The sequence below is a fragment of the Piscinibacter sp. XHJ-5 genome (assembly GCF_029855045.1).
Classification (GTDB): domain Bacteria; phylum Pseudomonadota; class Gammaproteobacteria; order Burkholderiales; family Burkholderiaceae_C; genus Albitalea.
In genome coordinates this window covers 5,239,282-5,264,298 of sequence record NZ_CP123228.1, presented here as the reverse complement: position 1 = coordinate 5,264,298, position 25,017 = coordinate 5,239,282, and the positions used below count along the sequence as shown (strand labels likewise).

Here is a 25,017-nt window from a genome sequence, read left to right as displayed (position 1 = left end):
GGAGTACCGGTGAGTTCAATGGCGGGAGCGGCGCACCAGGCTGCCGACGTCCAGGATCAGGGCCACGCGTCCGTCGCCCATGATGGTGGCGCCCGACACGTCGTTGACCTTGCGGTAGTTCGCCTCGAGGTTCTTCACGACGACCTGCTGCTGCCCGAGCAGCTCGTCCACCAGCAGCGCGACCCGGCCGCCTTCGGCCTCGACGACGACCATGATCCCGGCGACGTGCTCGAAGTCGAAGCGCGGCACCTGGAACACGTCCTCCAGGCCGATGACCGGCATGTATTCGTCGCGCACCTCCACCACGCGGCCGGAGCCGCCGATGGTCTTGATGGTCTGGTCTTCCACCTGGAACGATTCGACGACGGAAGACAGGGGCAGGATGTAGACCTCGTCGCCCACACCGACACTCATGCCGTCCATGATGGCCAGCGTGAGCGGCAGGCGCACCGACACGCGCATGCCGTAGCCGTCGGCGGAGTCGATCTCGACCGAGCCCCCGAGCGCGGTGATGTTCTTCTTCACGACGTCCATGCCGACGCCGCGGCCGGACACGTCGGTCACCACCTCGGCGGTGGAGAAGCCGGGCTCGAAGATGAGGTTCCACACCTCGGCATCGGTCAGCGAATCGGGTGCGGCGATGCCGCGCTCGCGCGCCTTCTTGAGCAGCTTGGCGCGCGACAGCCCGCGACCGTCGTCGCGCACCTCGATGACGATGGACCCGCCCTGGTGCGAGGCCGACAGCGTGATCGTGCCGGCCTCGGGCTTGCCCTTGGCGAGGCGCTCCTCGGGGAGCTCGATGCCGTGGTCGCAGGAGTTGCGCACCAGGTGCGTGAGCGGGTCCGTGATCTTCTCGACCAGGCCCTTGTCGAGCTCGGTGGCTTCGCCGTGCGTGACGAAGTCGACCTTCTTGCCGAGCTTGGCCGCCAGGTCGCGCAGCATGCGCGGGAAGCGGTTGAAGACGATCGACATCGGGATCATGCGGATCGACATCACCGATTCCTGCAGATCCCGCGTGTTGCGGTCGAGGTCGGCCAGGCCGGCCGCCAGCTGCTGGTACAGCGCCGGGTCGATGTTCTTGCTGTTCTGCGCAAGCATCGCCTGGGTGATGACGAGCTCGCCGACCAGGTTGATCAGCTGGTCGACCTTCTCCACCGACACGCGCAGCGTCGACGACTCGAGGGCGGCGGCCGGCGCCTTGTCCTGGCGCGCCGCGGCGCGGGCCTGCGCGGTCTGTGCGCTGGTCTGGGGCTGCGACGGTGCGGGCGGCGCGCGGTCGCCGCTCGCCGCGCTGGGCGAGCCGGGGGCATCGTCGAAGAAGCCGTAACCCGGATCGTTGAGCACGTCGGCCGGCGGCACCCCGGGATTGCCTTCGTGAAAGCCGTAGCCCGGGCCCAGCGGCAGCAGCTGCACGTGCTCGCGGGCGACGTGGAAGGTGAACAGGTCCAGCAGGTCGTTGTCGGTGCTGGTGGTCGTGATCTTGAAACGGCGCATGCCGTCGACCGACTGGCCGCCATCGATCGGCTCGATGGTGCCCAGGTCGACGATTTCCTGGAACAGCTCGACCAGGTTGTCGGCCTGCCTGGGATCCGGCAGCGGGCCGACGCGCACCTCGATCGCGCGGGCCGGTGAGCCGGTCGCGGCGGGCGGCGGCGCGGGCGCTTCCTGCGCCGGCCCGGCGAGCACGGACGTCTTCACCGGCGCCGCGGTGGGATGCGGCGAGGGCGGCGATTCGCCGGCCACCATGGCGCGGATGTTGAACAGCAGCTCGGTGGTGTCGATCTCCGGGCCGCCGCCGCCCTGGTGGCGCGCCAGCTGCGCGCGCAGCGCATCGCCGGACTGCAGCAGCACGTCGACCATCGCGGAGGTTGGAGCGAGCTCGTGGCGGCGCAGCTTGTCGAGCAGCGTCTCCATCTGGTGCGTGAGCTCGGCGACGTCGGCAAAGCCGAAGGTCGCCGCGCCGCCCTTCACCGAATGCGCGCAGCGGAAGATCGAATTGAGTTCCTCGTCGTCGGCGGCCTCGATGTCGATCTCGAGCAGCTGCTGCTCCATGCGGTCGAGGTTCTCGCCGGCCTCTTCGAAGAAGACCTGATAGAACTGGCTCAGGTCGATGCCGGCACTGAGACTGGCGCCTTCGTTGGTCATCTCGCCCATGGCGTTCTGGCTCCGTATCGTTGGATCTGCACGCGGGGCCGTCTCAGCGGACGACCTTCTTGATGACTTCGAGGAGCTTGGCGGGGTCGAACGGCTTGACCAGCCAGCCGGTGGCGCCTGCGCTGCGGCCCGCCTGCTTCATCTGGTCGCTGGATTCGGTCGTGAGGATGAGGATGGGCGTCGACTTGAACTTCGGGTTGTCCCGCAGCTTCCTGGTCAGGCTGATGCCGTCCATGCGCGGCATGTTCTGGTCCGTCAGCACCAGGTCGAAGTCGCGGCTGCCCGCCTTTTCCCAGGCGTCCTGCCCATCCACCGCCTCCACCACGTTGTAGCCCGCGCTCTTGAGCGTGAAGGTCACCATCTGGCGCATGGAAGCGGAGTCGTCCACGGCGAGGATTGAATGCATGTCGTTCTCCGGAGGTCTCTCGGGTGGGTTGTCGGTCGGGTGGGTGCAGGCTTGAGCGGATGTTCGAGAAAGCGGTTCAAAACAGCTCGATGGACCCGGCGTCCATCTCGTCCTGCGTCACCGGGTTGGGCCGCAGCGGGGCTTCCTCGACGACGGCTGCGCCGTCCTCGTCGTCGCCCATCGCCGCCCGCGCGATCTGGTCGGCGCAGCAGCGCAGGCGCCGGTGGGTGTGGTTGATCAGCTGCGAGGCCATGTCCTGGAACTGCAGCGCGGTGACGGCGCCGCCCAGGTGCTGCATCAGCCCCTCGTAGACGCCGTTGTCGGTGCCGCCGGTCGCGTCGGGCGCATCCATGAGTGCGCGGACCTGCTCCGATGCGCCGTAGAAGCTGCGCGACAGCACGTCGCAGGCGTCGGCCAGCAGGGTCTGCAGGCGATCCAGGTCGTGGGTCGCCGTCATCAGATGGTCCTGCAGGTCCGCGGCCGCCAGCAGGGGCAGGGTGCTTCCCCCTTCGGTCTGCTGAGTGGCGTCATTCATCGGCTTCGTGCTCCACGAAAGGCTTCGGTCGTCGCGACGCGCGAGCGCGATCACGGCCAGCGCGGTCCATTGCGCATACGATGGATTTTCGGCAGGGGGTCGTCGGACATTAGGCCGATCACGCGGCAAAACACCGCGCTATTCGGCTGCGCGCCGGGCGGGGAGCGGCAGCATTCGAATGTTGGGGTTCGCATCGCGCAAACCGCCGGCATACTTGGTTCATGACGCATTTCACGGTCAACCGCCCGCTGCGCCTGCTCCATCTCGAGGACTCCGAGCTCGACCACGAGCTCACGCTGGCGCACCTGAAGCGCGGCGGCATGGCGGTTCAGGCGCTGCGCGTCGACAACGAGGGCGACTACCTGCGCGCGCTGGAACACCCCTGGGATGTCGTCGTCTCCGACTACAACCTGCCGGGCTTCTCCGGGCTGGTCGCCCTCGACCTGCTGAAGGCACACATGCTCGACATCCCGTTCGTGCTGGTGTCGGGCGAAATCGGCGAGGACACGGCGGTCGAGGCGATGCGCAACGGCGCGAGCGACTACCTGCTGAAGAACAACCTCGCGCGACTGGAGCCCGCGCTGCTGCACGCCATCGAGGCCAGCGAGACCCGCCGGGCGCGCGAGCTCGCCGATCGGGAGCTGGGCGCTTCGAAGCAGCGGCTGCACGAGCTGGCGCAGCACTTGCAGACCAGCGTCGAGATGGAGCGGGCCGCCATTGCGCGCGAAATCCACGACGACGTGGGGGGCTCGCTCACCGCGCTGAAGTTCGATCTGGCCTGGATCGCGCGCCACAGCACCGATCCCAAGGTGGTGTCGCGCGTCAACGGCGCGCTGGAGACCGTCACGCTGGCGATCGAGGCCAGCCAACGCATCATGCACAACCTGCGGCCGGCCATCCTCGAGCAGGGCCTGGTGGCGGCGCTGCAGTGGATGGCCGCCCGATTCGAGCGCCGCACCGGCGTCAGCTGCCACCTGCGCACGCCGCCGGCGGCGCTGGAGCAGCTTCATCGGCTGCCGGCCGGCGTGCCGCTGGTCGCCTACCGCACGGCTCAGGAGGCCCTGACCAACATCACCAAGCATGCCCAGGCCTCACGCGTGGAGATCGACCTGGCGCTGGCCGGCGGTGTGCTGTCATTGGAGGTGAGCGACAACGGCCGCGGTCTGAGCCAGGAAGACCTGTCCAAGGCGCGCTCGTTCGGAATCCGCGGACTGCACGAGCGGGCGCGCACCGTCGGCGGCTGGGTCGACCTGAGCAGCGGGCCCGGGGGCACCACGCTGATCCTGTCGGTGCCCTTGCACGAAGGCGCCACGCGTGCAGCCGAGCCGCCGCCGGCGGTGCACGAGAACCAGGACCCGACCGAATGGGGCGAACTATGATCAAAGTCATCCTCTGCGACGACCACGCCCTGATCCGCCGCGGCATTCGGGACACGCTGTCCGACGCGCCGGACATCCAGGTCGTCGGCGAGGCGGGCGACTACGGCGAGCTGCGCACGCTGCTGCGCAACACCGCCTGCGACGTGCTCGTGCTCGACATCAACCTGCCGGGCCGCAGCGGCCTGGACGTGCTGCACGTGCTCAAGGACGAAGGGTCGACCCTGAGGGTGCTGGTGGTCTCGATGTACCCGGAGGACCAGTACGCCATCCGTGCCCTGCGCGCCGGTGCCTTCGGCTACGTCAACAAGGGCGGCGACCCGGCGCTCATCGTCGCCGCGGTGCGCACGGTGGCGCAGGGCCGCAAGTACGTCACGCCCGAGATCGCGCAGATGCTGGTGGAGAGCCTCACCACGCCGGTCAACGAGATGGCCCACGAAAAGCTGTCGGACCGGGAGCTCCAGACCCTGGTGATGATCGCCTCGGGCAAGCGGCTGTCCGACATCGCCGACGAGCTGATGCTCAGTCCGAAGACGGTCAGCGTGTATCGGGCGCGCGTGCTGGAGAAGCTCGGCTTGCAGAACAACTCGGAGCTGACGGTCTACGCCATCCGCAACGGGCTGGTGGGGAGCTGAGACTGTCGACGCCGCTGCCTCCCGCGTTCGGCGGGAGAGGGAGCAATGCAGCTACTGGAAATGACTCAGCAGCCTTTCCAGCGCCATCGTGAAGGGCACCTGCATCATCGGCAGCGTGAGCAGGATCCCGATCAGGCCGACGCCCAGCGTGATCGGAAAGCCGATCGCGAAGATGTTCATCTGCTGCGCGACGCGCGAGATGATGCCCAGCACGAGGTTGACGAACAGCAGCATCGCGACCAGCGGCAGCGCGATCCACAGGCCGAGGCGGAACACCTCGGTGCCCCACACCTGCGGCTCCACGGTGCGCAGGAAGGCGAAAGGTTCCGGCCCGACCGGGAAGGCGTTGAAGCTCTGAACCACCGCCGAGATCAGCAGCAGATGGCCGTTGATGACGATGAACAGCCAGCTGATCGAGATGCCGAAGAACTGGCTCACCGCGGTGGATTCGCCGCCGCTCATGGGATCGAAGAAGCCGGCAAAGTTCAGGCCCATCTGCAGCCCGACGATCTCGCCGGCGAACTCGATGGCGGCGAAGACGATGCGCGCGGCGAAGGCGAGCGTCAGGCCGATCAGCAGCTGCTGGACCAGCAGCAGCAGCGCCTGCGCGGAGTCGAGCGCCACGATCGGCATGGGCGGCAGCGAGGCCTGGGCGCACAGCGCGATCAGGAAGGCAAGCGCCACGCGCAGGCGCATCGGCACACCGCGCTGCCCCAGCACCGGCATCGCGCCGAACAGCGCCAGCACGCGCAGGAACGGCCACAGCAGCGGGCTGACCCAGGCGAGCACCTGGGCTTCGGTGAAGGTGAGCATCAGCCCACGACGGTGGGGATCGCCTGCAGCGTCCGCTGGAGGTATTCGACCAGGGTGGTCAGCATCCACGGCCCGGCGATTGCCAGCACCGCGACCGCCGCCACGATCTTCGGCACGAACGACAGCGTCGCCTCGTGGATCTGCGTCGCCGCCTGGAAGATGCTGACGACCAGGCCCACGACGAGCACGGTGAGCAGCACCGGCGCGGCGACCATCAGCAGGAGGTAGAGGCCTTGCTGGCCGAAGGTGAAGACGGCTTGGGAGTCCATGGTGTATCGATGTGCGGCGACTAGGGCCTGTTGACGCTATGGGAGGCCTCGCGCCGGTGCCGGCGCTGCGGGTGATCTCAGCAAAGCGGCGCCCGCCGCGTTGCGAATGCTCGCCGTGGACACCGCTACGGCTGCGCTTCGCGCCTTGCGGGCGCCGCTTTGCTGAGTCACGCGAGGCCTCCCATAGCGTTAACGGGCCCTAGGTCGCGAAGCTCGCTGCCAGCGACCCCAGCAGCAGGTTCCATCCATCGGCCAGCACGAACAGCATCAGCTTGAACGGCAGCGCGACGAGCACCGGGCTCAGCATCATCATGCCCAGGCTCATCAGCACGCTGGCGACGATCATGTCGATGACGAGGAACGGGATGAAGATCAGAAAGCCGATCTGGAAGGCGCTCTTCAGCTCGCTGGTCACGAAGGCGGGCACCAGCACCTTGAACGGCACCTCGGCTGCGGGCCCCGCCGGGTCCACCTTGGCCAGCTTGGCGAACAGCATCACGTCGGACTGGCGCGTCTGCTTGAGCATGAAGGCGCGCATCGGCACCTCGCCGCGCTTGAGCGCCTCGTCGAAGGCGATCTTGTTCTCCGAGTACGGCAGGTAGGCGTCGGCGTACACCTTGTCGATCGTCGGTCCCATGACGAAGAACGTGAGGAACAGGCTGAGGCCGATGACGACCTGGTTGGGCGGCGCGGCCTGCGTGCCGATCGCCTGGCGCATGAGGCTCAGCACGATGACGATGCGCGTGAAGCCCGTCATCAGCAGCAGCACCGCCGGCAGGAAGCTCAGCGCGGTGAAGAACAGCAGCGTCTGGATCGGCACCGAGTAGCTGGTGCTGCCGGCGCTCTGTCCCACCAGCAGCGGCAGGCTGGCGCCGCCGGTGCCCTGGGCTAAAGCCGATGCAGGAAGCGCCGACAACACCGACAGGCCGGCGATGAGCGCGATGCGGCGAGGACGACAGTCGTTCACTTCGGCTGCCCCTTGTCCTGGCGCAGGCGCGACAGCAGCTGCGCGAACGGCATGGGCGGCGCCGCTGCCGGCGTTCCCGCGATGGCATCGTCCTGAGGCGCCATCTCGTGCAGCGTGCTGATGCTCTGCGCGGTGACGCCGAGCACGAGCCAGCGGCGCTGGTCGCCCTGGCCCACTTCCACCGTCACGATCCGCTGGCTCGGCGAGATCGGCAGCACGGCGATGCTGCGCATCAGCCCGTGCGACGTGGCGCCGCCGATCGGCGTGCGCTTGAGCAGCCACAGCGCGAGCGGGATCATCGCGAGGATCGCGACGAACCAGAGGAGCGAATTGAAGCCTTGGGATGTCATGAAGGTGCCGGAAAGAGGCTCAGCCCCGACTCAACCGCCGCATCCGCTCGCTCGGCGTCACGATGTCCGTCAGGCGAATGCCGAACTTGTCGTTGACCACCACCACCTCGCCCTGCGCGATGAGATAGCCGTTGACGAGCACGTCCATCGGCTCCCCCGCCAGCGCCTCGAGCTCGACCACCGAGCCCTGCGCCAGCTGCAGGATGTGCTTGATCGGAATGCGCGTGCGTCCCAGCTCCACCGTCAGCTGGACCGGGATGTCCAGGATCATGTTGATGTCGTTGCCGGCCGTCGGGCTGGCGCCGGAGGAGAAATTGGTGAACGCGGCCGGCGCGACCTGCTCGGCTTGCGTCTGTACTTCGGTCGCCGACGACGACGGCGTGGCCTCGGCCAGCGCGGCCGCCCATTCGGCGGCCATCTTGTCTTCTTCGCTCATCTCGCCCGAGGGCAGGGCGGCATGGTCAAGCGGCATTCTGGGCTCCCAGCCAGCTCAGGTTGGAGCTGGTCAACAGTTGATCGACCTTCAGCGCGTAGCGGCCGTTGGAGGTGCCGTAGTGGCATTCGAGGATGGGCACGCCGGCCACCTTGGCCTGGATGCCCGGCTGCAGGTCCAGCTCGATGAAGTCGCCGGGCTTGAAAGCCAGCAGCTGCTCGACGGTGGCCGGCGCGGTGGCCAGTTCGGCGACCAGGTCGACCTCCGCCGCCTGGATCTGCTGCTTGAGCAGGTTGACCCAGCGGCGGTCGGGCTCGTTGCTGTCGCCCTGGATCGTCGAATAGAGCACGTCGCGGATCGGCTCCAGCGTCGAGTACGGAATGCAGAAATGGATCGTGCCCGTGGTGTCGCCGATCTCCAGCGTGAACGAGGTGGCGACGACGATCTCGCTCGGCGTGGCGATGTTGGCGAACTGCGGCTGCATCTCCGAGCGCTGGTATTCCAGTTCCAGCGGGTAGATGCCGGTCCAGGCCTTGCGGTACTCGGCGGTCACCACCTCGACCAGGCGCGTGATGATGCGCTGCTCGGTCGGGGAGAAGTCGCGGCCCTCGATGCGCGTGTGGTACTTGCCTGCGCCTCCGAACAGCGCGTCGATGACCGAGAAGACCAGCGTCGGATCGCACACGATGAGACCCGAGCCGCGCAGCGGACGCACGCTGACGATGTTGAAGTTGGTCGGCACCACGATCTCGCGCAGGAAGGCGCTGTACTTCTGCACCTTGATCGGGCCGATGGAGATCTCGGGGCTCTTGCGGATGAAGTTGAAGATGCCGATGCGCACGTTGCGCGCAAAGCGCTCGTTGATGATCTCCATCGTGGGCATGCGCCCACGGACGATGCGTTCCTGGCTGGCGAGGTTGTAATCGCGGATGCCGCCGGTCTCGACCTCTTCCTGCTCGAGCTTCTGGCTTTCGCCGGTGATGCCTTGCAGCAGGGCATCGACTTCGTCTTGCGAGAGGATCTGCTGGTTCATGGCTGCGCCGTGAGGCTCACTGGATGATGAAACTGGAGAAGTGCACGTGCCGCACGGGGCTCTGGTCCAGCGGCGTCTTCGCGTGCCTGTCGTCGGCCTTCGCTTCCTCGTTCTCGTCCTCGAGCTCGACGCCGAGCGGGCGCACCGCTTCGCGCATGATCTCGGAGGCCAGCTTCTGCTTGCCGCTGCGCGTCAGCAGCTCCTGCGACGTCTTGTGGGCCAGCACCATCAGGATGCCGTTGCGGATGGCGGGCATGTAGGCCTTGAGCTGGTCGCTGACCTTGGCGTCGTCCAGCTCCAGCGTGATGCCGATCTGCGCGAAGCGCTCGCTGTCGCGGTCGGCCAGGTTGACGACGAAGGCTTCGAGCGGCAGGAAGGCGGGCGGTGTCTTGCGCGTCTCGCGCTGCGCCTGCGCGTGGGCGGCGGGCGTGGCCTCTTCTTCCCCGTTGGCCGCGGCCTCCGCAGCGGCCGCAGCAGCACGCTTTTGCTTCAGCATCCAGGCCGCGCCGCCGCCTGCGCCGGCGAGCAGCACGAGGGCGGCCGCCGCGATGACGATCAGCTTCTTGCGGCCTTTCCTGGGACCCGGGGTCGCGTCGCCTTGGGAAGCGACGGACTCGGCGGCTGCAGCGGACATGCTTTCTCCTTGATTGCTTTGGAGAAATTGTCAAATTGCAACGTCTGGGCGGATGCGGGGATTAAAGGGGGAAATCACGCCCTGTCCGCGCAATGAGTTCGTCGTGACGCGACGAACGTTCTACGCGTACAGATCGACGCCGCCTTGCCGCGTGCGAACGGTGACGGGCCGCACGGCCAGCTCTTCCTTGTCGGTCTTGCGCGAGGCGAAGCCCGGCGACGAGCCGTCGCCTTGCGATTGCCCCCGCGACTGCTGAGACACGCCGCCGCCGGCCAGCGTGAAGCCGGCGTCGCGCAAGGCCGCTGCGAGCTCCGGCAGTCCGGCCTCGATGATCTGCCGGGTCGCGAACGACTCGGCGCCGAAGTCGACTTGCGCCTGGGTGCCCTGCAGCGCGATCTGCACCGAGATCGGTCCCATCTCGGCCGGGTTGAGGTGCAGCTCGGCATGCTGCACGCCGTCCTTGGCGAGCACGCTCACCTGCACGGCGAGCGCATCGCGAAACTCGGGCGCGTTGGCCGGCGTCGCGAGCTGCACGACGGCTGGCGTGGACGGGGCGGACTCGGCGCGAAGCGGGGAGGCCGCTGCATGCGTGGCCGGCAGTTCCATCCTGGAAGCCGGCTCCACCCGCGCCTCGACGCGCTCGTTGACCTCGCGCGCCGGCAGGGCCAGGGCCATGTCGATCGACGAGCGCAGCTGCGCTTCCGCCGCCGACGGCAATGCCTCGGCGCGCCGGTCGGTGGTCTCGTCGATCTTGCCGGCCGCTGCGTTCGTCCCGCGTCCCCGGCCGGCATGCACGCCGACCAGGCGTGCCGGGTCGGCCGCGAGCTCCGCCGTGTCGGCCTTCGCCTCGGCGAGGCCGGCGGTGGCGGCCTGGAGCGGTGTCGCGGCGACGGGATGGAACGCGGCGAACCACTCGCAGGGCGAGGCATTCGCCGGTGCTGCGTCTCGTTCGGGATCGGTGGCTGCATCGACGCTCGGCTTGTCCGTGGCGGCGAGCGATGCGGCGGCGTCATCCGGCTTCGCTCCATCGCCTGCGTCGCGCAGCAGGTCGGCCTTGCCCGTCGCGCGTCCGCCGGCGCGCCTGGCGGCACTGGCCTTGACGGGCTTGCCGTCCTCCGATGCGTCGGGCTGCTGCTCGTCGAGCGCCGGCCGCTCGTTCGATCCTGCGGCGCCCGGCTTGGATTGCTGCGCCGTGAGCAGCTTCGCGAAGGGACTGGGTTCGCCGCCGGTGGCCGGTGGACCGCCCGCGGTGTTCGTGGGCGACGGGCCGGTCGCGACCAGTGGCGCGGGCGTGGAAATCTGCATGATCGTGCGCCTCAGGCGGCGTTCGGCAAGCGCGGCCCGAACGCCGAGCCGGGCTGGGCCCACGCGATGCGCGAGCCGAATTCATCGGTTTCCTTCTGCTCGATTCGGTCGGCGGTGATCCGCAGCTCCTGGCGCCGCCGCTCGATGAGCTTGCGCACCGAGGCGACCCGCAGCTCCTGCTCGGCCAGCGCCGCACGCGCCTGCTGCAGCCGCTGCGCGGCTTGCTCGGCGACGCGCTGCTGCTGCTCGACGGCTTGCGTCAGGCGCTCCATGAAGCCGCGGTAGCAGTGCACGAGCTCGATGCGGCCTTCGGTCTTGAACTGAGCGCTCCAGCGCTGCTCGTATTCGCGGCGGTAGTTCACGAGCTGCTCGGCCTGCGCGGCGGCCGCGGCCTGCGCTTCGCCGGCGCGCTGCGCCTGCGTCCAGGCCTCGTCGCGCTCGCGCTCGGACTGGGCGAGCAGGGCCATCAGGGGTTGCAAGGGGTTCATGGCGTCGTGTGATGTCCAGGATACCGAGTCGACCACAACGAACAGCCGGACACCGGCGTGAAAAGACCTGTCCTTCCGGTGTTTCTTCGCGGCTTTGCGGTCTGCATGGCGAGGGCCTGTCGACCGGTACAGGCCACTAGCCGCGGCCGAGCAGCGAGCGCAGCTCGTGCACGCTGGACGACAGCGTCGCGCGTTCGTGCATGTCCTGCTGCAGCAGTCCGGTCATCGCCGGATGCAGGCGCACGGCGGTGTCGAGCTCGGGGTCGTGGCCGGGCGAATAGGCGCCCAGCTGGATCAGGTCGCGTGCCTTGGTGAGCTTGGCGTGCAGCTGGCGGAAGCGTCGCGCGGCTTCCAGGTGCGGCGGCTCGGACACGCTGGTCATCACGCGCGACACCGACTTCTCCACGTCGATCGCCGGGTAGTGGCCGCTCTCGGCGAGCTCGCGCGACAGCACGATGTGGCCGTCGAGGATGCCTCGCGCCGCGTCGGCGATCGGGTCCTGCTGGTCGTCGCCTTCGGACAGCACGGTATAGAACGCCGTGATGGAGCCTCCGCCTTCGAGTCCATTGCCGCTGCGCTCGACCAGCTGCGGCAGCTTGGCGAAGCAGCTCGGCGGATAGCCCTTGGTGGCCGGGGGCTCGCCGATCGCGAGCGCGATCTCGCGCTGCGCCATCGCATAGCGGGTCAGCGAATCCATCAGCAGCAGCACATGCGCGCCGCGATCGCGGAAGTGCTCGGCGATGGCGGTGGCGTAGTTGGCGCCCTGCATGCGGGTGAGCGGCGGCGCATCGGCCGGTGCGGCCACCACCACCGAGCGCGCGAGGCCTTCCTCGCCGAGGATGTCCTCGATGAACTCCTTCACTTCGCGGCCGCGCTCGCCGATGAGGCCGACCACGATCACGTCGGCCTCGGTGTAGCGCGCCATCATGCCGAGCAGCACCGACTTGCCGACGCCCGTGCCGGCAAACAGGCCGATGCGCTGGCCGCGCCCCACCGTCAGCATGGCGTTGATCGCGCGCACGCCGGTGTCCAGCGGACGGCGCACCGGGTCGCGGTCCATCGCGTTGATCGGACGCCGGATCAGCGGCTCGTTGTGCACCTGCTCGATCGGACCCTTGCGGTCGATCGGATGGCCGGTCGAGTCGACGACGCGGCCGAGCAGTCCATCGCCCACCGGCAGGTGCAGCGTGCGGTCCTCGCTGCGTCGCCACGGATGCTGCGCCGCGCCGAGACGCAGCGGCACGACGGGCGCCTGGCGCGGCACGACGCGCGCGCCGCTCGCCAGGCCGTGCACGTCGCCGGTCGGCATGAGGTAGGCGCGGTCGCCGTTGAAGCCGACCACCTCGGCCAGCACGGGCGGCTGGCCGGGCTGGCGGACTTCGCAGACCGAGCCGACCGGCACGCGGATGCCGGCGGCTTCGAGCACCAGCCCCGCGACGCGAACCAGCAGGCCTTGGGTCTCCAGCGGCACCGGGTCGGCGGAGAAGCTCTGCAGGTCCTGCAGGTAGCGCTGCCAGTTGTCGGTGGTGGCGAGGGCGTGGGATTCGAGGGGGGAGGTGATCATGTTCTGTCAGCAGTGACAGCAGCACCGTTCCCTCTTCCGCAGGCGGAAGAGGGGGTCTGGTCGGTTCTCATTCGCTCGCCTCCCAGGCCTCTTCACATCCCAGCGCCGCCACCGCGCGCTTCCAGCGCGCCGCGATGCTGGCATCGACGACGCCGATGTCCGACTCCACCAGGCAGCCGCCGCGTGCGATCGACGCATCCGCCACCAGCCGTGCACCGCGTGCCGCCAGCACTTCCGACGCGCCCTGCGCCACCAGCGGTTGGTCGTCGGGATGCACGCGCACCGTGACCTGGCGTGCGCTCATCAGCAAGGTGTCCAGCGCTTCCTGCGCGACGGTGGCCACCAGGTCGGGACGCGATGCCAGCTCGCTGCGCACGATCTGGCGCGCGAGATGCGTCGCCGACACGGCGAGCGCGCGGGCCATGTCCTGCTGCAGCGCATCGAGCTCGTGGCCGTACGACTGCGTGAGCTGGCCGAGCTGCGCCGTCATCTGCGCGGCGAAGCTCTGCTTGAACTGCTCGAGCGCCGCCAGGCCGTCGCGATAGCCGTCCTGGTAGCCCGCCTGGCGTGCGGCATGCAGCTGCGCCGAAAGCTCCGGCTCGGCGGGCTTCTCGGGCTCGGCCTTCTTGCGCACGCCGGACTGCGGCGCCGCGCCGGCGTCGCCGGACAGCGTGCCCGGCGTCCAAGACGCGAAGGCGCCGAGCTCCTCGCGCGGGATGAAGCGGGCGTAGGGCGAGGCCGGCTTGGCCCCTTCCGGCGCGGGCACGTTGCGCACCCCGGCCTTGGTCTTAGAGGTATTCATCGTCGCCGCCACCGCCCAGCACGATCTGGCCTTCGTCGGCCAGGCGGCGAACGATCTTCAGCATTTCCTTCTGCTCGGACTCGACCTCGGACACGCGCACCGGGCCGCGCGACTCCAGGTCCTCGCGCAGCGTCTCGGCCGCGCGGGTCGACATGTTGCGGAAGACCTTCTCGCGCATCTCCGGCGTCGCGCCCTTCAGCGCGATCACCAGCGACTCGGACTGCACTTCCTTCAGCAGCGCCTGGATGCCCTTGTCGTCCACCTTCTCGAGATCGTCGAAGGTGAACATGTTGTCCATGATCTTCTGTGCCAGCTCGTTGTCCGCCTCGCGGATGTAGTCGAGCACCGCCGTCTCCACGCTGGCGCCCATCAGGTTGATGATCTCGGCGGCGGGCTTCACGCCGCCCAGCGAGGCCTTGCGCAGCTTGTCGCCGCCGGCCAGCACCTTGCTCATCACCTCGTTCAGGTCCTTCAGCGCCGAGGGCTGGATGCCGTCGAGGGTGGCGATGCGCACCAGCACCTCGTTGCGCTGGCGTTCGGTGAAGACCTTCAGCACCGAGGAGGCCTGGTCGTAGTCCAGGTGCACGAGGATGGCCGCGACGATCTGCGGATGCTCGTTGCGCAGCAGCTCGGCCACCGAGTTGGCGTCCATCCACTTCAGGCTCTCGATGCCCGAGATGTCGCTGCCCTGCAGGATGCGGTCGATCAGCAGGTTGGCCTTGTCGTCGCCCAGCGCCTTGCGCAGCACCGACTTCACGTACTCGTCGGTGTCGGCCACCAGCAGGCTCTGGTCGCCGGCGATCGCGGTGAACTTCTCGAGCACGCCGTCGACCCGCTCCCGGGACACGGCCTTCATGCGCGCGATGGTCTCGCCCAGGCGCTGCACTTCCTTGGGCGCGAGGTGCTTGAAGACCTCGGCGGCCTCCTCTTCGCCGAGCGACATCAGCAGGATGGCGGCGTCTTCGATGCCTTGCTCGTCCATGCTCATCGCCGGCTGCCCTCACCCCAACCCTCTGCCGCCAGCGGGAGAGGGGGCCAGTCTCCCTCTCCCCCTGGCGGCAGAGGGCCGGGGTGAGGGCAGTGTTTGCGACCGCTCATGTCGTCGCCCCCTCACCGCTGACCCAACCCCGCACGATGCTTGCCACCGCCGCCGGGTTCTCCTTGGCCAGCATGCGGGCGCCGGCGAGCTGCTCGGTCACCTTGGGCGGCTCCAGCATGCGCGGCGCCGCCGGCACGATCTCGTCGTCGGAGACCACGTCGAGGTTGGCGCCGGGCGCAGGCGCGGGCTTGGCCAGCATGGCCTTCAGCGCCGGGCGCAGCAGGCCGAAGAACACGATCAGTGCCACCAGCGCCAGTCCGGCCGGCACCGCGGCGGCGCGCAGCATGTCCACCACCTCGGGCTGCTTCCACCACGGCAGTTCGTTGCCCCGCGCCGCGGGATCGACCTTGAAGGGCGCGTTGATCACCTTGACCGAATCGCCGCGCTCCTTGTTGAAGCCGATGCTCTCCTGCACCAGCGCGGTCAGCTTGCCCATCTCGTCGGCGGTGAGCGGAACCTGTGTCGTCTTGCCCTTGGCGTCGGTCACGCTGCGGTTGTTGACGACGACGGCGGCGTTCAGGCGCTTGACCGTGCCGGTGGCGTTGCGCGTCACGCGCACGGTCTTGTCCACCTCGTAGTTGGTGACGGCGTCGCGGCGGCTGTTGCCGGTCGCTGCGCCGCCTTGCGCGGCGTGCAGGGGTTGCGCCGCGCCGGTGAGCGGCGCGGTGGCCGGCACCGGCGGCTGGTTGGAGGCCGCGCCCGGGATGCCGCTCGGCTGCGCCGGCGTGCCGCCCGACTGCTCGGTGGTCTGCTGGCTGCGGATGGTGGTGCTGGCGTTGGCACCCTGGTTGGGCTTGAATTCCTCGCTGGTCGCTTCGCTCTGCGAGAAGTCGACGTCGGCGGTAACGGTGGCGCGCAGGTTCTCGCGGCCCACCACCGGCTCCAGCAGGTCGAAGATTCGCTTGCTGTAGCCCGACTCGATCTGGTTCACGTACTGCAGCTGCTGCGCGTCGAGCCCGGCACCGGCGTTCGCCTCGGCCGGGCCGGAGAGCAGCGCACCGGTCTGGTCGAGCACGCTCACCGCCTTGGGATTCATCTCGGGCACGCTGGAAGACACCAGGTGCACGATGCCGGCGATCTGCGCGCGCTCCAGCGTGCGGCCCGGATGCAGGGTCAGCAGTACCGAGGCGCTGGGCTTCTGCTGCTCGCGGAAGAAGCCGTTCTGGTTGGGCAGCGCCAGGTGCACGCGCGCGCTCTGCACCGCGGCCAGCGCGGTGATCGAGCGTGTGAGCTCGCCTTCGAGTCCGCGCTGGAAGGTCAGGCGTTCCTGGAACTGCGTCTGCCCGAAGCGCGCGCCGTCCATCAGCTCGAAGCCGACGACCGAGCCCTTGGGCAGGCCGGCCGAGGCGAGCTTGAGGCGCACGTCGTGTACCTTCGCCGCGGGCACCAGGATGGCCGCGCCGCCGTCGGCGTGCTTGTACGGCACGTTCATCTGCGACAGCTGCGCGATGATGGCGCCGCCGTCCTTGTCGGACAGGTTGGCGTAGAGCACCTTGTAGTCGCCCTGGCTGCTCCACATCGTCATCGCGACGACGACGCCGGCCAGCGCGGCGACACCGAGTCCGAAGGTGAGCTTGGCTTTCGCCGGCAGCGCCGCCATCCGTGCGCCGAAACTGTCGGCGCCGACCACGGCGGTCGGGTTCTTCAAGGCGATTCCGTTGTCCATGTGCGTGTTTGCTCTTGTTCCCTGCGGGACTGCCGAGGGCGGCCCCTTCGAGCAACGATTCTGCGGAAGTCAAGGGTGTAAGAAGCGGTGAACAGGCGAACAAACCACGCCCAGTTCGCACCATCGTCGTGGACGCCGCTGGCTAGGATTTGCACACCCGAAGAAGCTTCTTCTTCCGCGGGTGCCCGCCATGAATGTCACCCTCAAGCCCTTCAATTTCGCCCAGGCCGTCGCGCGCGCCGGACTGGACACGAACGGCATGCCGGTCGGCAAGGGCAAGGCGGTGCCCGAAGCGGGCTTTTCTCACGCATTGACGCAGGCGCTGCACTCGGTGAGCGCAACGCAGAACGCGGCGGTCGAGATGCAGCGGCAGGTCCAGCTGGACAACCCGACGGTCTCCATCGAAGAGACCATGGTCGCGATGCAGAAGGCGCAGATCGGATTCCAGGCGACCCTGCAGGTGCGCAATCGGCTGGTGCAGGCTTACTCGGACATCATGAACATGCATGTCTGACGGCGGGGCCGCGACTCAATCCAGAGTCAACATCCTTCGCCGCTTCTGCGTCTGGTCGATGTAGCGCTGCAGCGCCCGCAGGCCGTCGGCTTGCGGCGCCACCATCTCGCAGCCGAGCCGCACGCCGCCCGAATCGGGATTGATCGAGGTGACGTGCTGCAGCCGCAGCCCGGTCATCACCCGCGTGTCGGCATCGAGATCGAGGACCACGCCGTTCATCAGCACTCCCGGATCGAGCGGCGGCACGTCGTGCGGCAGGAACAGGGCGCAGCCGCCGATGCTCACGTCGAGCACCCGCAGGCCGAGCTGCATGTCGGGGATCATGGGATGGCGCAGCGTTGCCACCGGTGCGCTGCGCACCAGCGGCTGCACGCGAAAGCCGCTGCGGCGCTGGAAGCGGAACAGCTCGCCCGGAAAGGCGGCATTCAACGCGGTGTGGCTTCCACGGTGCACCAGCACCAGGTGGTTCACGTCGAACTGCAGCCGGATGCTGTCGAGATAGCCGACCACCGTCGCCTCGTCGCATTCGACCAGCGCGTCGAGCTGCGTCTCGTTGGGCAGCAGGCTGAAGCTCACCAGGCCGCGCTGCGCTTCGGCGGTCCACAGCGTGGCCGCGATCGAGATGCCGGTGGGCGCGTGCAGGCTGAGGGGAACGTTGGCGTCGGCCAGGCGCTTGAGCGTCGCAGCGATCTCCGCGGGCGAGTCGATGCGAAAGTCGCCGAGACGACTGTCGTCCACCGGCATGTCCTTCAGGCGGGCGGCCATCGCTTCAGTGCAGCGTCTTCGGCCGCCCGGCGAGCAGGTGATCGAGGTCTTCGAGCCAGGGCTCGGCGAGCTGACGGATCTCGGCGTCGTTGACCAGGATGCGCTGCATGATGCGCGACTTCAGCTGCGCCTCCTCGTGCCCCAGCGTCTGCGTGGAAGCGGCATGCTTGAGCTGCGAGATCAGCAGCGCGCATGCGCCTTCCAGCTTCACCACCTGGTCCCAGTTGCCGGCGCGCGCGGCATCGAGCATGTCCTGACTGGCCTTCTCGATCGCCTCGTAGTAGTTCAGGAGGACGGGGTTCATGGGGGCTCCCTGATGTGTCTGCATGGCGATGTCAGGCGGCGATGCGTTCGGGTTTGATGGCGTTCCACGAATCGCGCAGCGGGCTCAGCAGCTCGCTGCACTGACGCAGCAGCGCACGGTCGTTGGTGGCGTGCGCCTGCGTCAGGCGCACCAGCACGCAGGTGTAGAGGTCGTGCAGCGTCTTCGCGACGTCGCCGCCGGCCTGCATGTCCAGCATGCCGCGCAGGCCCTCTTCGACGATGCTCGCCGCACGGGCGATCGCACGTCCCTTGGCCGTGATCTCGCCGCGCTCCATCGCCGCGTGCGCCGCAGCGATCGCCGTCAGCGCGCCGTCCAGCAGCATGGCGACGAGCTGGTGCGGATCGGCGTTCTGCACGCCGGTCTCGACGTGGACGTTGCTGTAGGCCATGGCCTGGCTGCGGTGCGGTGCGAACATGGTGGCTGCCGTGCAATGAGTGGCGTTGTTGGCAGAAATATCGGTTCGTGGCGGCCGGACTTGAGTGCTGACCGGGCAGGAAATACACGGGTGAAGAGCGCCTTTTCCCGTGCAGGCGGGGATGACACTCCGCCGGGCGACGCAGCGCGGCGCCTCTCGGCGCCAACACCGTGAACTCGATGCCCTAGGACTTGTAGAGGTTCTTCGTCTGCGCGGTCAGCATGTCGAGCGACTGCGTCAGCGAGCTGCCGGCGCCCTTGATCTGGCTGACCGTCTTGTCGAGCGCCGCGTACTGCTTCAGCAGGCGCGCCTTGGTCATCTCGACCCGCGTCTCGTAGGCTTCCTGCTGCTTCTCGTTGCGCTTGATGCTGTCGCGCAGGCCCTTGGTGTGCATGCTGATCACGCCGTCGGTGCCGAGCAGCTTGGCGGCCGCTTCCTTCACGCGCACCGCATAGCCGTTGGCCTGCGACGTCGCGCCGCCGCTGGCGCTGAAGAGCTTGGCCACTTCGGCCGGATTGGCCATCGCCGCGCTGAGCTTGGTCTCGTTGACCTTCAGCGTGCCGTCGGCCTGCAGCTCGACGCCGACGTCCGACAGCCGCGTGAACGAGGCGGTCGCGGTGCTGTTGTCCAGGTAGATCGCACGAAGGCTGGCCTGCAGCGTGAGGGTGGAGCGGTCGCCCTGCAGCGCTGCCGCCTTCTTGGTCGACGGGTCGTACCGGGTCTGCTGCGCGATGTAGGAGGCGATGTCGCTGTAGGCCTTGGCGAAGTCGGTCACCGCCTTCTTCAGCGCTGCCGTGTCCAGGCTGACCTGCACGCTGACCGGGGAGCTCGTCACCTTGCCGAGGTTGAGCGTCACGCCGGCGATGGCGCCCTCGATGCGGTTGGTGCTGGAGGTGATCGCCAGCCCGTTGATCGTCGCGGTGGCGTTCTTCGCCGCCTGCGATTGCGTCATCTGACCGGCGGCGGTGGGCGGATCGAACGCCAGCGCGGACAGGCCCGCGGCATCGGTGTTCACGCCGTCGCCGTCGGTGGCGGTGATGCGCACCGCGCTCTTGGCGCCGGTGGTGTTCGAGGTGAAGACCAGGCGCGCACCGCTCGCGTCGGTGACCACCGAAGCGGCCACGCCGGCGTTGGCCGCGTTGATCTTGGTCTTGATCGTGTCCAGCGTGTCGTCGGCCAGCACCGTGACGTTCACCGGTGTCTTGGTTCCGTCGGCGGTGAAGCTGGTGAGCCCGCTGTCCCATTCGCCGAGCTCGATGCGCAGCGTGCCGGCGCCGGGCGCTGCGCTGGAGGCGGCATAGGCCTTGGACGCCAGGCTCTGCGCCTGCGCGAGCTGCGTGACCGCCACGGAGTACGAGCCCGCCGCCGCGGTCGCACCGAAGCTGACGCCTACCGAGGTCGCGTCGGACGACGACGCGGTGGTCGAGGTCCAGAACTCCGGCTTGGCGAGCCGGGCCGCGATGTCGCTGATGTTCGAGGTGTAGCTCTGCAGCAGGCCGAACGACGACAGCCTGGTCTGGATCGTCGCCGCCTGCGCCTGAAGCTTGTCGATGGGCTGGCGCTCGATCGCCACCAGCTGCGTGACGATGCTGTTCACATCGAGGCCGCTGCCGACACCGGGCGAAGAGATGGTGGCCATGACAACATTCCTTCCGTACGTCAGGCCTTATCGGCAGCGGTCTGGAGAACTTGAGACGACGCTCGGCTCCTTCTCCCGCTTGCGGAAGAGGGCCGGGGTGAGGGCCTCGTCAGCCCTTGAGCAGTTGCAGCACTTGCTGCGGCAGCTGGTTCGCCTGCGCGACCATCGCCGTGGCGGCCTGCTGCAGCACCTGGGCACGCGACAGGGCGGCGGTTTCCGCGGCGAAGTCGGCGTCCTGGATGCGGCTGCGCGATGCCGACAGGTTCTCGCTGGTCGTCTGCAGGCTGGCGATCGTGGACGAGAAGCGGTTCTGGTAGGCGCCCAGGGCCGCACGCTGGCTGTTGACCGTGTCGAGCGCGTTGTCCATCGAGCGGATCGCCGCGTTGGCACCGGCGACGGTGGAGATGTCCACGTTCATCACCGCCGTGCCGGTGGCCTGCGCGTTGGTGGCGCCATTGGCCACGCCCTTCACGTTGGCCGCGGCCGAGCCGCCGACCGTGATGGTGCTGCTGCCGGTGTACGACAGGCTGTAGGAGCCGTAGGTGGTCGCGGCCACGCCGGTGAGGCCGAGGTCGCTGGCAGTGGCGACGGTGGCGGTGCCGTTGGCATAGGCCATGGTGATGTTGCGGCCGTCGGCGGCCGTCAGCGTGAGACCGCCGCCGCCGTTGGCGACTGCGGACACGCCGGTGGCGGCGCTGTTCTGGTTGATCGCGGCCAGGGTGTTGGCCACGTCGGTGCCGCCCACGCCGGTCACGTTCAGCGAGATGCCGATGCCGTTGAGCGTCAGCGTGGCGGTGCCGGCAGTGACGGCGCCGCTGTCGGTGTAGGTGCCGGCGGCGCTGCTGGTGGCCGCGGCGGTGGCGGTCAGGCCCGAGATGCCGGAGGCGTTGATCGCATTGGCCAGCGACTTCGCGTCGCCCGCGATGGCCGCGCCGCCCGAGGCCGCGAAGACGTCGATGGCGGTGTTGGTGCCCACCTGGAGGGTGAACTGGCCCGCGGCGGTGATGCCGGTGGTCGCGCCCAGCGTGGTGCCGGCGATCGTCGAGCCGTAGCCCTGGCCGAGCGCGGTGGCGCGTGCGCTGGCGATGCCGGCCACGTCGATGGTCTGGTTGGCGTTGGCGCCGATCTGGAAGCTCTTGGTCGTGAAGCTGCCGTCGAGCAGCTTGAGGCCGTTGAACTCGGTCTGCGTGGCCACGCGGTCCACTTCGGCGATCAGCTGCGCCACTTCCTGCTGCAGTGCCACGCGGTCGGTGGCGCTGTTGGTGGCGTTGGCCGACTGGATCGACAGCTCCCGGATGCGCTGCAGGTTGTTCGAGACTTCGGCGAGCGCGCCTTCGGCCGTCTGCGACAGCGAGATGCCGTCGTTGGCGTTGCGCGCCGCCTGGTTCAGGCCCCGGATCTGCGTGGTGAAGCGCTCCGAGATGGCGAGGCCGGCGGCGTCGTCCTTGGCGCTGTTGATGCGCAGGCCCGAGGACAGGCGAGCCATCGCGGTCGACAGCTGATCCTGGATCTTGCTCGCGCTGCGCTGTGCGGTCAGCGACGAGATGTTGGTGTTGATCGTCTGGGCCACGGTGGCTCTCCTTCAATGGGTGACTCGTACGCCCCATCGGGACGTGGTGAGTTCATTGTGGAGAGGCCGGTGGCGGCAGGAAGCCACGAAAAGAGCGAACAAAGTCGGTCAGTTCGCACACCAGCACAGGGTCGGACGAGAAAAGGCCCGTGCGGCGCGAAGCCGGGCACGGGCCTTGTCGTGAGCGCGAGGCCTCGGCCTCGCCGGAGATCAGCGCAGCAGTTGCAGCACTTGCTGCGGCAGCTGGTTCGCCTGCGCGACCATCGCCGTGGCGGCCTGCTGCAGCACCTGGGCACGCGACAGGGCGGCGGTTTCCGCGGCGAAGTCGGCGTCCTGGATGCGGCTGCGCGAAGCCGACAGGTTCTCGCTGGTCGTCTGCAGGCTCGAGATCGTCGAGGAGAAGCGGTTCTGGTAGGCGCCCAGGGCCGCACGCTGGCTGTTGACCGTGTCGAGCGCGTTGTCCATGGAACGGATCGCCGCGTTGGCGCCGGCCACCGTCGAGATGTCGACGTTCTTGACGGCCGTGCCGGTGGCTTGCGCGTTGGTCGCGGCGTTGGCCACGCCCTTGACACCCGCGGCGGCCGAGCCGGCGACGGTGACCGTGCTGCTGCCGTTGTACGACAGGCTGTACGAGCCGTAGGTCGTCGCGGCGACGCCGGTCAGGCCCATGTCGTCGGCAGTGGCGACGGTGGCGGTGCCGTTGGCATAGGCCATCGTGATGTTGCGGCCGTCGGCGGCCGTCAGCGTGAGACCACCGCCGCCGTTGGCGACTGCGGACACTCCGGTGGCGGCGCTGTTCTGGTTGATCGCGGCCAGGGTGTTGGCCACGTCGGTGGCACCCACGCCGGTCACGTTCAGCGAGATGCCGATGCCGTTGAGCGTCAGCGTGGCGGTGCCGGCGGTGACGGCACCGGTGTCGGTGTAGGTGCCGGCGGCGCTGCTGGTGGCCGCGGCGGTGGCGGTCAGGCCCGAGATGCCGGAGGCGTTGATCGCATTGGCCAGCGACTTCGCGTCGCCCGCGATGGCCGCGCCGCCCGAGGCGGTGAAGACGTCGACCGCGGTCGTCGTGCCGAGCTGGATCGTGAACTGGCCGGCGGCGGTGATGCCCGTGGCCGCGGTCAGCGTGGTGCCGGCGATCGTCGAGCCGTAGCCCTGGCCCATCGCCGTCGTGCGTGCGCTCGCGATGGCGCTGATGTCGATGGTCTGGTTGGCATTGGCGCCGACCTGGAAAGCCTTGCTGGTGAAGCTGCCGTCGAGCAGCTTGAGGCCGTTGAACTCGGTCTGCGTGGCCACGCGGTCCACTTCGGCGATCAGCTGCGAGACTTCCTGCTGCAGACCGGCACGGTCGCTGGCGCTGTTGGTGGCGTTGGCCGACTGGACGGCCAGCTCGCGGATGCGCTGCAGGTTGTTCGAGACTTCAGCGAGCGCGCCTTCGGCCGTCTGCGACAGCGAGATGGCGTCGTTGGCGTTGCGCGCCGCCTGGTTCAGGCCGCGGATCTGCGTCGAGAAGCGCTCGGTGATGGCGAGGCCGGCGGCGTCGTCCTTGGCGCTGTTGATGCGCAGGCCCGAAGACAGGCGAGCCATCGCGGTGGAAAGAGCGTCTTGCACCTTGCCCGAGCTGCGCTGGGCGGTGAGCGACGAGATGTTGGTATTGATCGACATAGCCATGATTGAAAGGCTCCTGATAGTTGACGGACTCCCGGCCTAGCCGCCGGCGTTACATGCGTTTGTGCGTCGAAGGCGGACCTGCTTCGCACCGTTGCCTGCGGTGTGCGGGCCCCATGCCCTTCACACCAGCCGCCCGACGCTAGTCAACCGTTGAGTCCTGAAGCGCTGATCGCTGTCCAACCCTCGGCCGGCTAACCGGACCACGCCTCCCGTTTCCGAAGTCCCGAGAGCGTTGGGATGCTTATCGGAGCGCTCATTCCAGAACTTTAGGGCTGCCGCTTGCGCACTCCTGCGCAAGAAGTCAAGAAGCGCGATCTGCGGAATTGGCCGGTGATCGGCCGCAGTCTTTCCATTTCGTATCGGACTTCACGCTTGGCCGGGGCAGGGTCTGCCTGTAGGAATTTGCCTTACTTGCCCCATGGAAGAAGCGGGACTCAAGCCACAGAACTGACCTGATGTCGGCCCCCATCTCCGGTGACCACAATCCGTTTCACGTTGAAGCAATCACCAACCCTTCGACGCAAGACAGATCAAACACCAGAGCAAGACACACCGGAGCCCAGACACCCATGAACGCCGACCAGATCCTCAGCGAAATCCGCGAAGCCAACCTGTCCTACCTGATGCTGGCGCAAAGCCTGATCCGGGCGGACCGCGAGCAGGCGCTGTACCGCCTGGGCATCAGCGAGGAGAACGCTGCGCTGATCGCGCTGCTGAGCCCGGCCCAGATGATGAAGATCGCCTCCGGCAACACGCTGCTGTGCAAGTTCCGCATGGACGACGACCTGGTGTGGGGCCTGCTCACCAACCACGGCAAGGCCGCCAACGACACGACGACGCGCCTGCATGCGTCGATCCTGATGGCGGGCCGGCACCAGGAAGCCGCCTGAAAGAATTTCAAGGGGAAGGGAAGCGTCGTTGGGACGCCACCGCCGCCCGGGTGAAACGCTGGTTTCACCCGGGCCATCACAAGACCAGGCACACATCATGCGTACCAAGAGCATCCTGACCGAAGCCAAGCAGATCGAGCGCGCCGTCACCCTGATCAACCTGGGTGCCCGCCTGCAGGTCCTCGAGTCGGAGACCGACCTGTCCTACGAGCGCCTGCTGCGGCTGTACAAGGAAGTCTCGGGCAAGTCGCCGAGCAAGGGCCAGCTGCCGTTCTCGACCGACTGGTTCATGACCTGGCAGCCCAACATCCACGCCTCGCTCTTCCTCAACATCCACGAATACCTGAACAAGGTGGCCGAGATGGACGAGATCGACACCGTCATCAAGGCCTACCAGCTCTACCAGGAACAGACCACCGCGCAGGGCCTGGAAGCGCTGCTGTCGGTCACCCGCGCCTGGCGCCTGGTGAAGTTCGTCGACAACGGCATGCTCACGCTGACCCCCTGCTCCAAGTGCGGCGGCAAGTTCGTCACCCACCCGCACGAGATCGCCAAGCACTACGTGTGCGGCCTGTGCAACCCGCCGGCGCGCGCCGGCAAGGGCCGCTCGGCGGGCGGCATTCAGATGCACTAATTCACGCTCTCGGCATCGGCGACGCGAAGGCATTTGAAAGTTGCCCTCCCACCGCCGATAACTTGAAC

General features: G+C 68.2%; 27 protein-coding genes. 5 read left to right on the top strand and 22 right to left on the bottom strand.

Translation table 11 applies throughout. From position 1 onward, the window contains the following. Positions 1–15 precede the first annotated feature (15 nt). From P7V53_RS24850 to P7V53_RS24840, 3 genes are all read right to left on the bottom strand, one after another. On the bottom strand, positions 16–2,154 hold the full coding sequence (locus P7V53_RS24850) for a chemotaxis protein CheW (protein ID WP_280152172.1): 2,139 nt from the start codon (positions 2,152–2,154) through the stop codon (positions 16–18). A 43-nt stretch (positions 2,155–2,197) separates the two neighbouring features. Continuing rightward, complete coding sequence (locus tag P7V53_RS24845; RefSeq protein ID WP_280152171.1) at positions 2,198–2,560, bottom strand: response regulator; 363 nt, start codon at positions 2,558–2,560, stop codon at positions 2,198–2,200. 76 nt (positions 2,561–2,636) lie between these two features. Further along, the gene (locus P7V53_RS24840; protein ID WP_280152170.1) at positions 2,637–3,095 is read right to left on the bottom strand and encodes a hypothetical protein; all 459 of its coding nucleotides are present in this window, start codon (positions 3,093–3,095) and stop codon (positions 2,637–2,639) included. 221 nt (positions 3,096–3,316) lie between these two features. Here P7V53_RS24840 and P7V53_RS24835 point away from each other — a divergent pair, with 221 nt between their 5' ends. Further along, positions 3,317–4,474, top strand: a complete 1,158-nt coding sequence (locus P7V53_RS24835; protein ID WP_280152169.1) for a response regulator — start codon at positions 3,317–3,319, stop codon at positions 4,472–4,474. Then, the gene (locus P7V53_RS24830) at positions 4,471–5,106 is read left to right on the top strand and encodes a response regulator transcription factor (RefSeq protein WP_280152168.1); all 636 of its coding nucleotides are present in this window, start codon (positions 4,471–4,473) and stop codon (positions 5,104–5,106) included. The genes P7V53_RS24835 and P7V53_RS24830 overlap by 4 nt, the downstream gene beginning before the upstream one ends. Positions 5,107–5,157: 51 nt before the next feature. Here P7V53_RS24830 and fliR read toward each other — a convergent pair whose 3' ends face one another. From fliR to fliF, 13 genes are all read right to left on the bottom strand, one after another. Next, positions 5,158–5,919 carry a flagellar biosynthetic protein FliR gene (fliR, locus tag P7V53_RS24825; protein ID WP_280152167.1) on the bottom strand — a complete coding sequence of 254 codons (762 nt, stop codon included), beginning with the start codon at positions 5,917–5,919 and terminating at the stop codon, positions 5,158–5,160. Then, a complete protein-coding gene (gene fliQ, locus P7V53_RS24820; RefSeq protein WP_280152166.1) occupies positions 5,919–6,188 on the bottom strand; it encodes a flagellar biosynthesis protein FliQ in 270 nt (89 codons plus the stop codon). The genes fliR and fliQ overlap by 1 nt, the downstream gene beginning before the upstream one ends. A 199-nt stretch (positions 6,189–6,387) precedes the next feature. Beyond that, positions 6,388–7,155 (bottom strand): flagellar type III secretion system pore protein FliP, encoded by a 768-nt coding sequence (gene fliP, locus P7V53_RS24815; protein ID WP_280152165.1) that lies wholly within the window; start codon positions 7,153–7,155, stop codon positions 6,388–6,390. Then, entirely contained in the window at positions 7,152–7,505 is a 354-nt protein-coding gene (locus P7V53_RS24810; RefSeq protein WP_280152164.1) for a flagellar biosynthetic protein FliO, read from the bottom strand. Before P7V53_RS24810 ends, fliP begins: the two co-directional genes overlap by 4 nt. Before the next feature lie 19 nt (positions 7,506–7,524). Further along, positions 7,525–7,977 carry a flagellar motor switch protein FliN gene (gene fliN, locus P7V53_RS24805; protein WP_280152163.1) on the bottom strand — a complete coding sequence of 151 codons (453 nt, stop codon included), beginning with the start codon at positions 7,975–7,977 and terminating at the stop codon, positions 7,525–7,527. Beyond that, positions 7,967–8,971, bottom strand: a complete 1,005-nt coding sequence (gene fliM, locus P7V53_RS24800; protein ID WP_280152162.1) for a flagellar motor switch protein FliM — start codon at positions 8,969–8,971, stop codon at positions 7,967–7,969. The genes fliN and fliM overlap by 11 nt, the downstream gene beginning before the upstream one ends. A 16-nt stretch (positions 8,972–8,987) precedes the next feature. Then, complete coding sequence (locus P7V53_RS24795) at positions 8,988–9,605, bottom strand: flagellar basal body-associated FliL family protein (protein ID WP_280152161.1); 618 nt, start codon at positions 9,603–9,605, stop codon at positions 8,988–8,990. Between the two features lie 120 nt (positions 9,606–9,725). Beyond that, positions 9,726–10,910 carry a flagellar hook-length control protein FliK gene (locus tag P7V53_RS24790; RefSeq protein WP_280152160.1) on the bottom strand — a complete coding sequence of 395 codons (1,185 nt, stop codon included), beginning with the start codon at positions 10,908–10,910 and terminating at the stop codon, positions 9,726–9,728. A gap of 11 nt (positions 10,911–10,921) precedes the next feature. Further along, on the bottom strand, positions 10,922–11,398 hold the full coding sequence (gene fliJ, locus P7V53_RS24785) for a flagellar export protein FliJ (RefSeq protein WP_280152159.1): 477 nt from the start codon (positions 11,396–11,398) through the stop codon (positions 10,922–10,924). 136 nt (positions 11,399–11,534) lie between these two features. Next, positions 11,535–12,962, bottom strand: coding sequence for a flagellar protein export ATPase FliI (gene fliI / locus P7V53_RS24780; RefSeq protein ID WP_280152158.1), 1,428 nt, complete (start codon positions 12,960–12,962; stop codon positions 11,535–11,537). Positions 12,963–13,029: 67 nt separating this feature from the next. Next, positions 13,030–13,764, bottom strand: coding sequence for a FliH/SctL family protein (locus tag P7V53_RS24775; protein WP_280152157.1), 735 nt, complete (start codon positions 13,762–13,764; stop codon positions 13,030–13,032). Then, positions 13,751–14,746 carry a flagellar motor switch protein FliG gene (gene fliG, locus P7V53_RS24770; RefSeq protein ID WP_280152156.1) on the bottom strand — a complete coding sequence of 332 codons (996 nt, stop codon included), beginning with the start codon at positions 14,744–14,746 and terminating at the stop codon, positions 13,751–13,753. Before fliG ends, P7V53_RS24775 begins: the two co-directional genes overlap by 14 nt. Positions 14,747–14,858: 112 nt before the next feature. Continuing rightward, the gene (fliF, locus tag P7V53_RS24765) at positions 14,859–16,529 is read right to left on the bottom strand and encodes a flagellar basal-body MS-ring/collar protein FliF (protein ID WP_280152155.1); all 1,671 of its coding nucleotides are present in this window, start codon (positions 16,527–16,529) and stop codon (positions 14,859–14,861) included. 259 nt (positions 16,530–16,788) lie between these two features. Between fliF and fliE the strand changes: the two genes are divergently transcribed. Then, the gene (gene fliE / locus P7V53_RS24760) at positions 16,789–17,043 is read left to right on the top strand and encodes a flagellar hook-basal body complex protein FliE (protein WP_280156610.1); all 255 of its coding nucleotides are present in this window, start codon (positions 16,789–16,791) and stop codon (positions 17,041–17,043) included. A 15-nt stretch (positions 17,044–17,058) separates the two neighbouring features. Here fliE and P7V53_RS24755 read toward each other — a convergent pair whose 3' ends face one another. From P7V53_RS24755 to P7V53_RS24730, 6 genes are all read right to left on the bottom strand, one after another. Beyond that, complete coding sequence (locus P7V53_RS24755) at positions 17,059–17,808, bottom strand: flagellar brake protein (RefSeq protein WP_280152154.1); 750 nt, start codon at positions 17,806–17,808, stop codon at positions 17,059–17,061. A 4-nt stretch (positions 17,809–17,812) separates the two neighbouring features. Next, positions 17,813–18,112, bottom strand: a complete 300-nt coding sequence (locus P7V53_RS24750) for a flagellar protein FliT (RefSeq protein WP_280152153.1) — start codon at positions 18,110–18,112, stop codon at positions 17,813–17,815. Positions 18,113–18,143: 31 nt separating this feature from the next. Then, positions 18,144–18,548, bottom strand: coding sequence for a flagellar export chaperone FliS (gene fliS / locus P7V53_RS24745; RefSeq protein WP_280152152.1), 405 nt, complete (start codon positions 18,546–18,548; stop codon positions 18,144–18,146). A gap of 184 nt (positions 18,549–18,732) precedes the next feature. After that, complete coding sequence (gene fliD / locus P7V53_RS24740; protein WP_280152151.1) at positions 18,733–20,187, bottom strand: flagellar filament capping protein FliD; 1,455 nt, start codon at positions 20,185–20,187, stop codon at positions 18,733–18,735. Positions 20,188–20,296: 109 nt separating this feature from the next. Next, on the bottom strand, positions 20,297–21,757 hold the full coding sequence (locus P7V53_RS24735) for a flagellin (RefSeq protein ID WP_280152150.1): 1,461 nt from the start codon (positions 21,755–21,757) through the stop codon (positions 20,297–20,299). Positions 21,758–21,967: 210 nt separating this feature from the next. Then, on the bottom strand, positions 21,968–23,425 hold the full coding sequence (locus P7V53_RS24730; protein WP_280152149.1) for a flagellin: 1,458 nt from the start codon (positions 23,423–23,425) through the stop codon (positions 21,968–21,970). A gap of 569 nt (positions 23,426–23,994) precedes the next feature. Between P7V53_RS24730 and flhD the strand changes: the two genes are divergently transcribed. Continuing rightward, positions 23,995–24,315 carry a flagellar transcriptional regulator FlhD gene (gene flhD / locus P7V53_RS24725; protein ID WP_280152148.1) on the top strand — a complete coding sequence of 107 codons (321 nt, stop codon included), beginning with the start codon at positions 23,995–23,997 and terminating at the stop codon, positions 24,313–24,315. A gap of 97 nt (positions 24,316–24,412) precedes the next feature. Further along, a complete protein-coding gene (gene flhC, locus P7V53_RS24720; protein WP_280152147.1) occupies positions 24,413–24,949 on the top strand; it encodes a flagellar transcriptional regulator FlhC in 537 nt (178 codons plus the stop codon). Positions 24,950–25,017 lie beyond the last annotated feature (68 nt).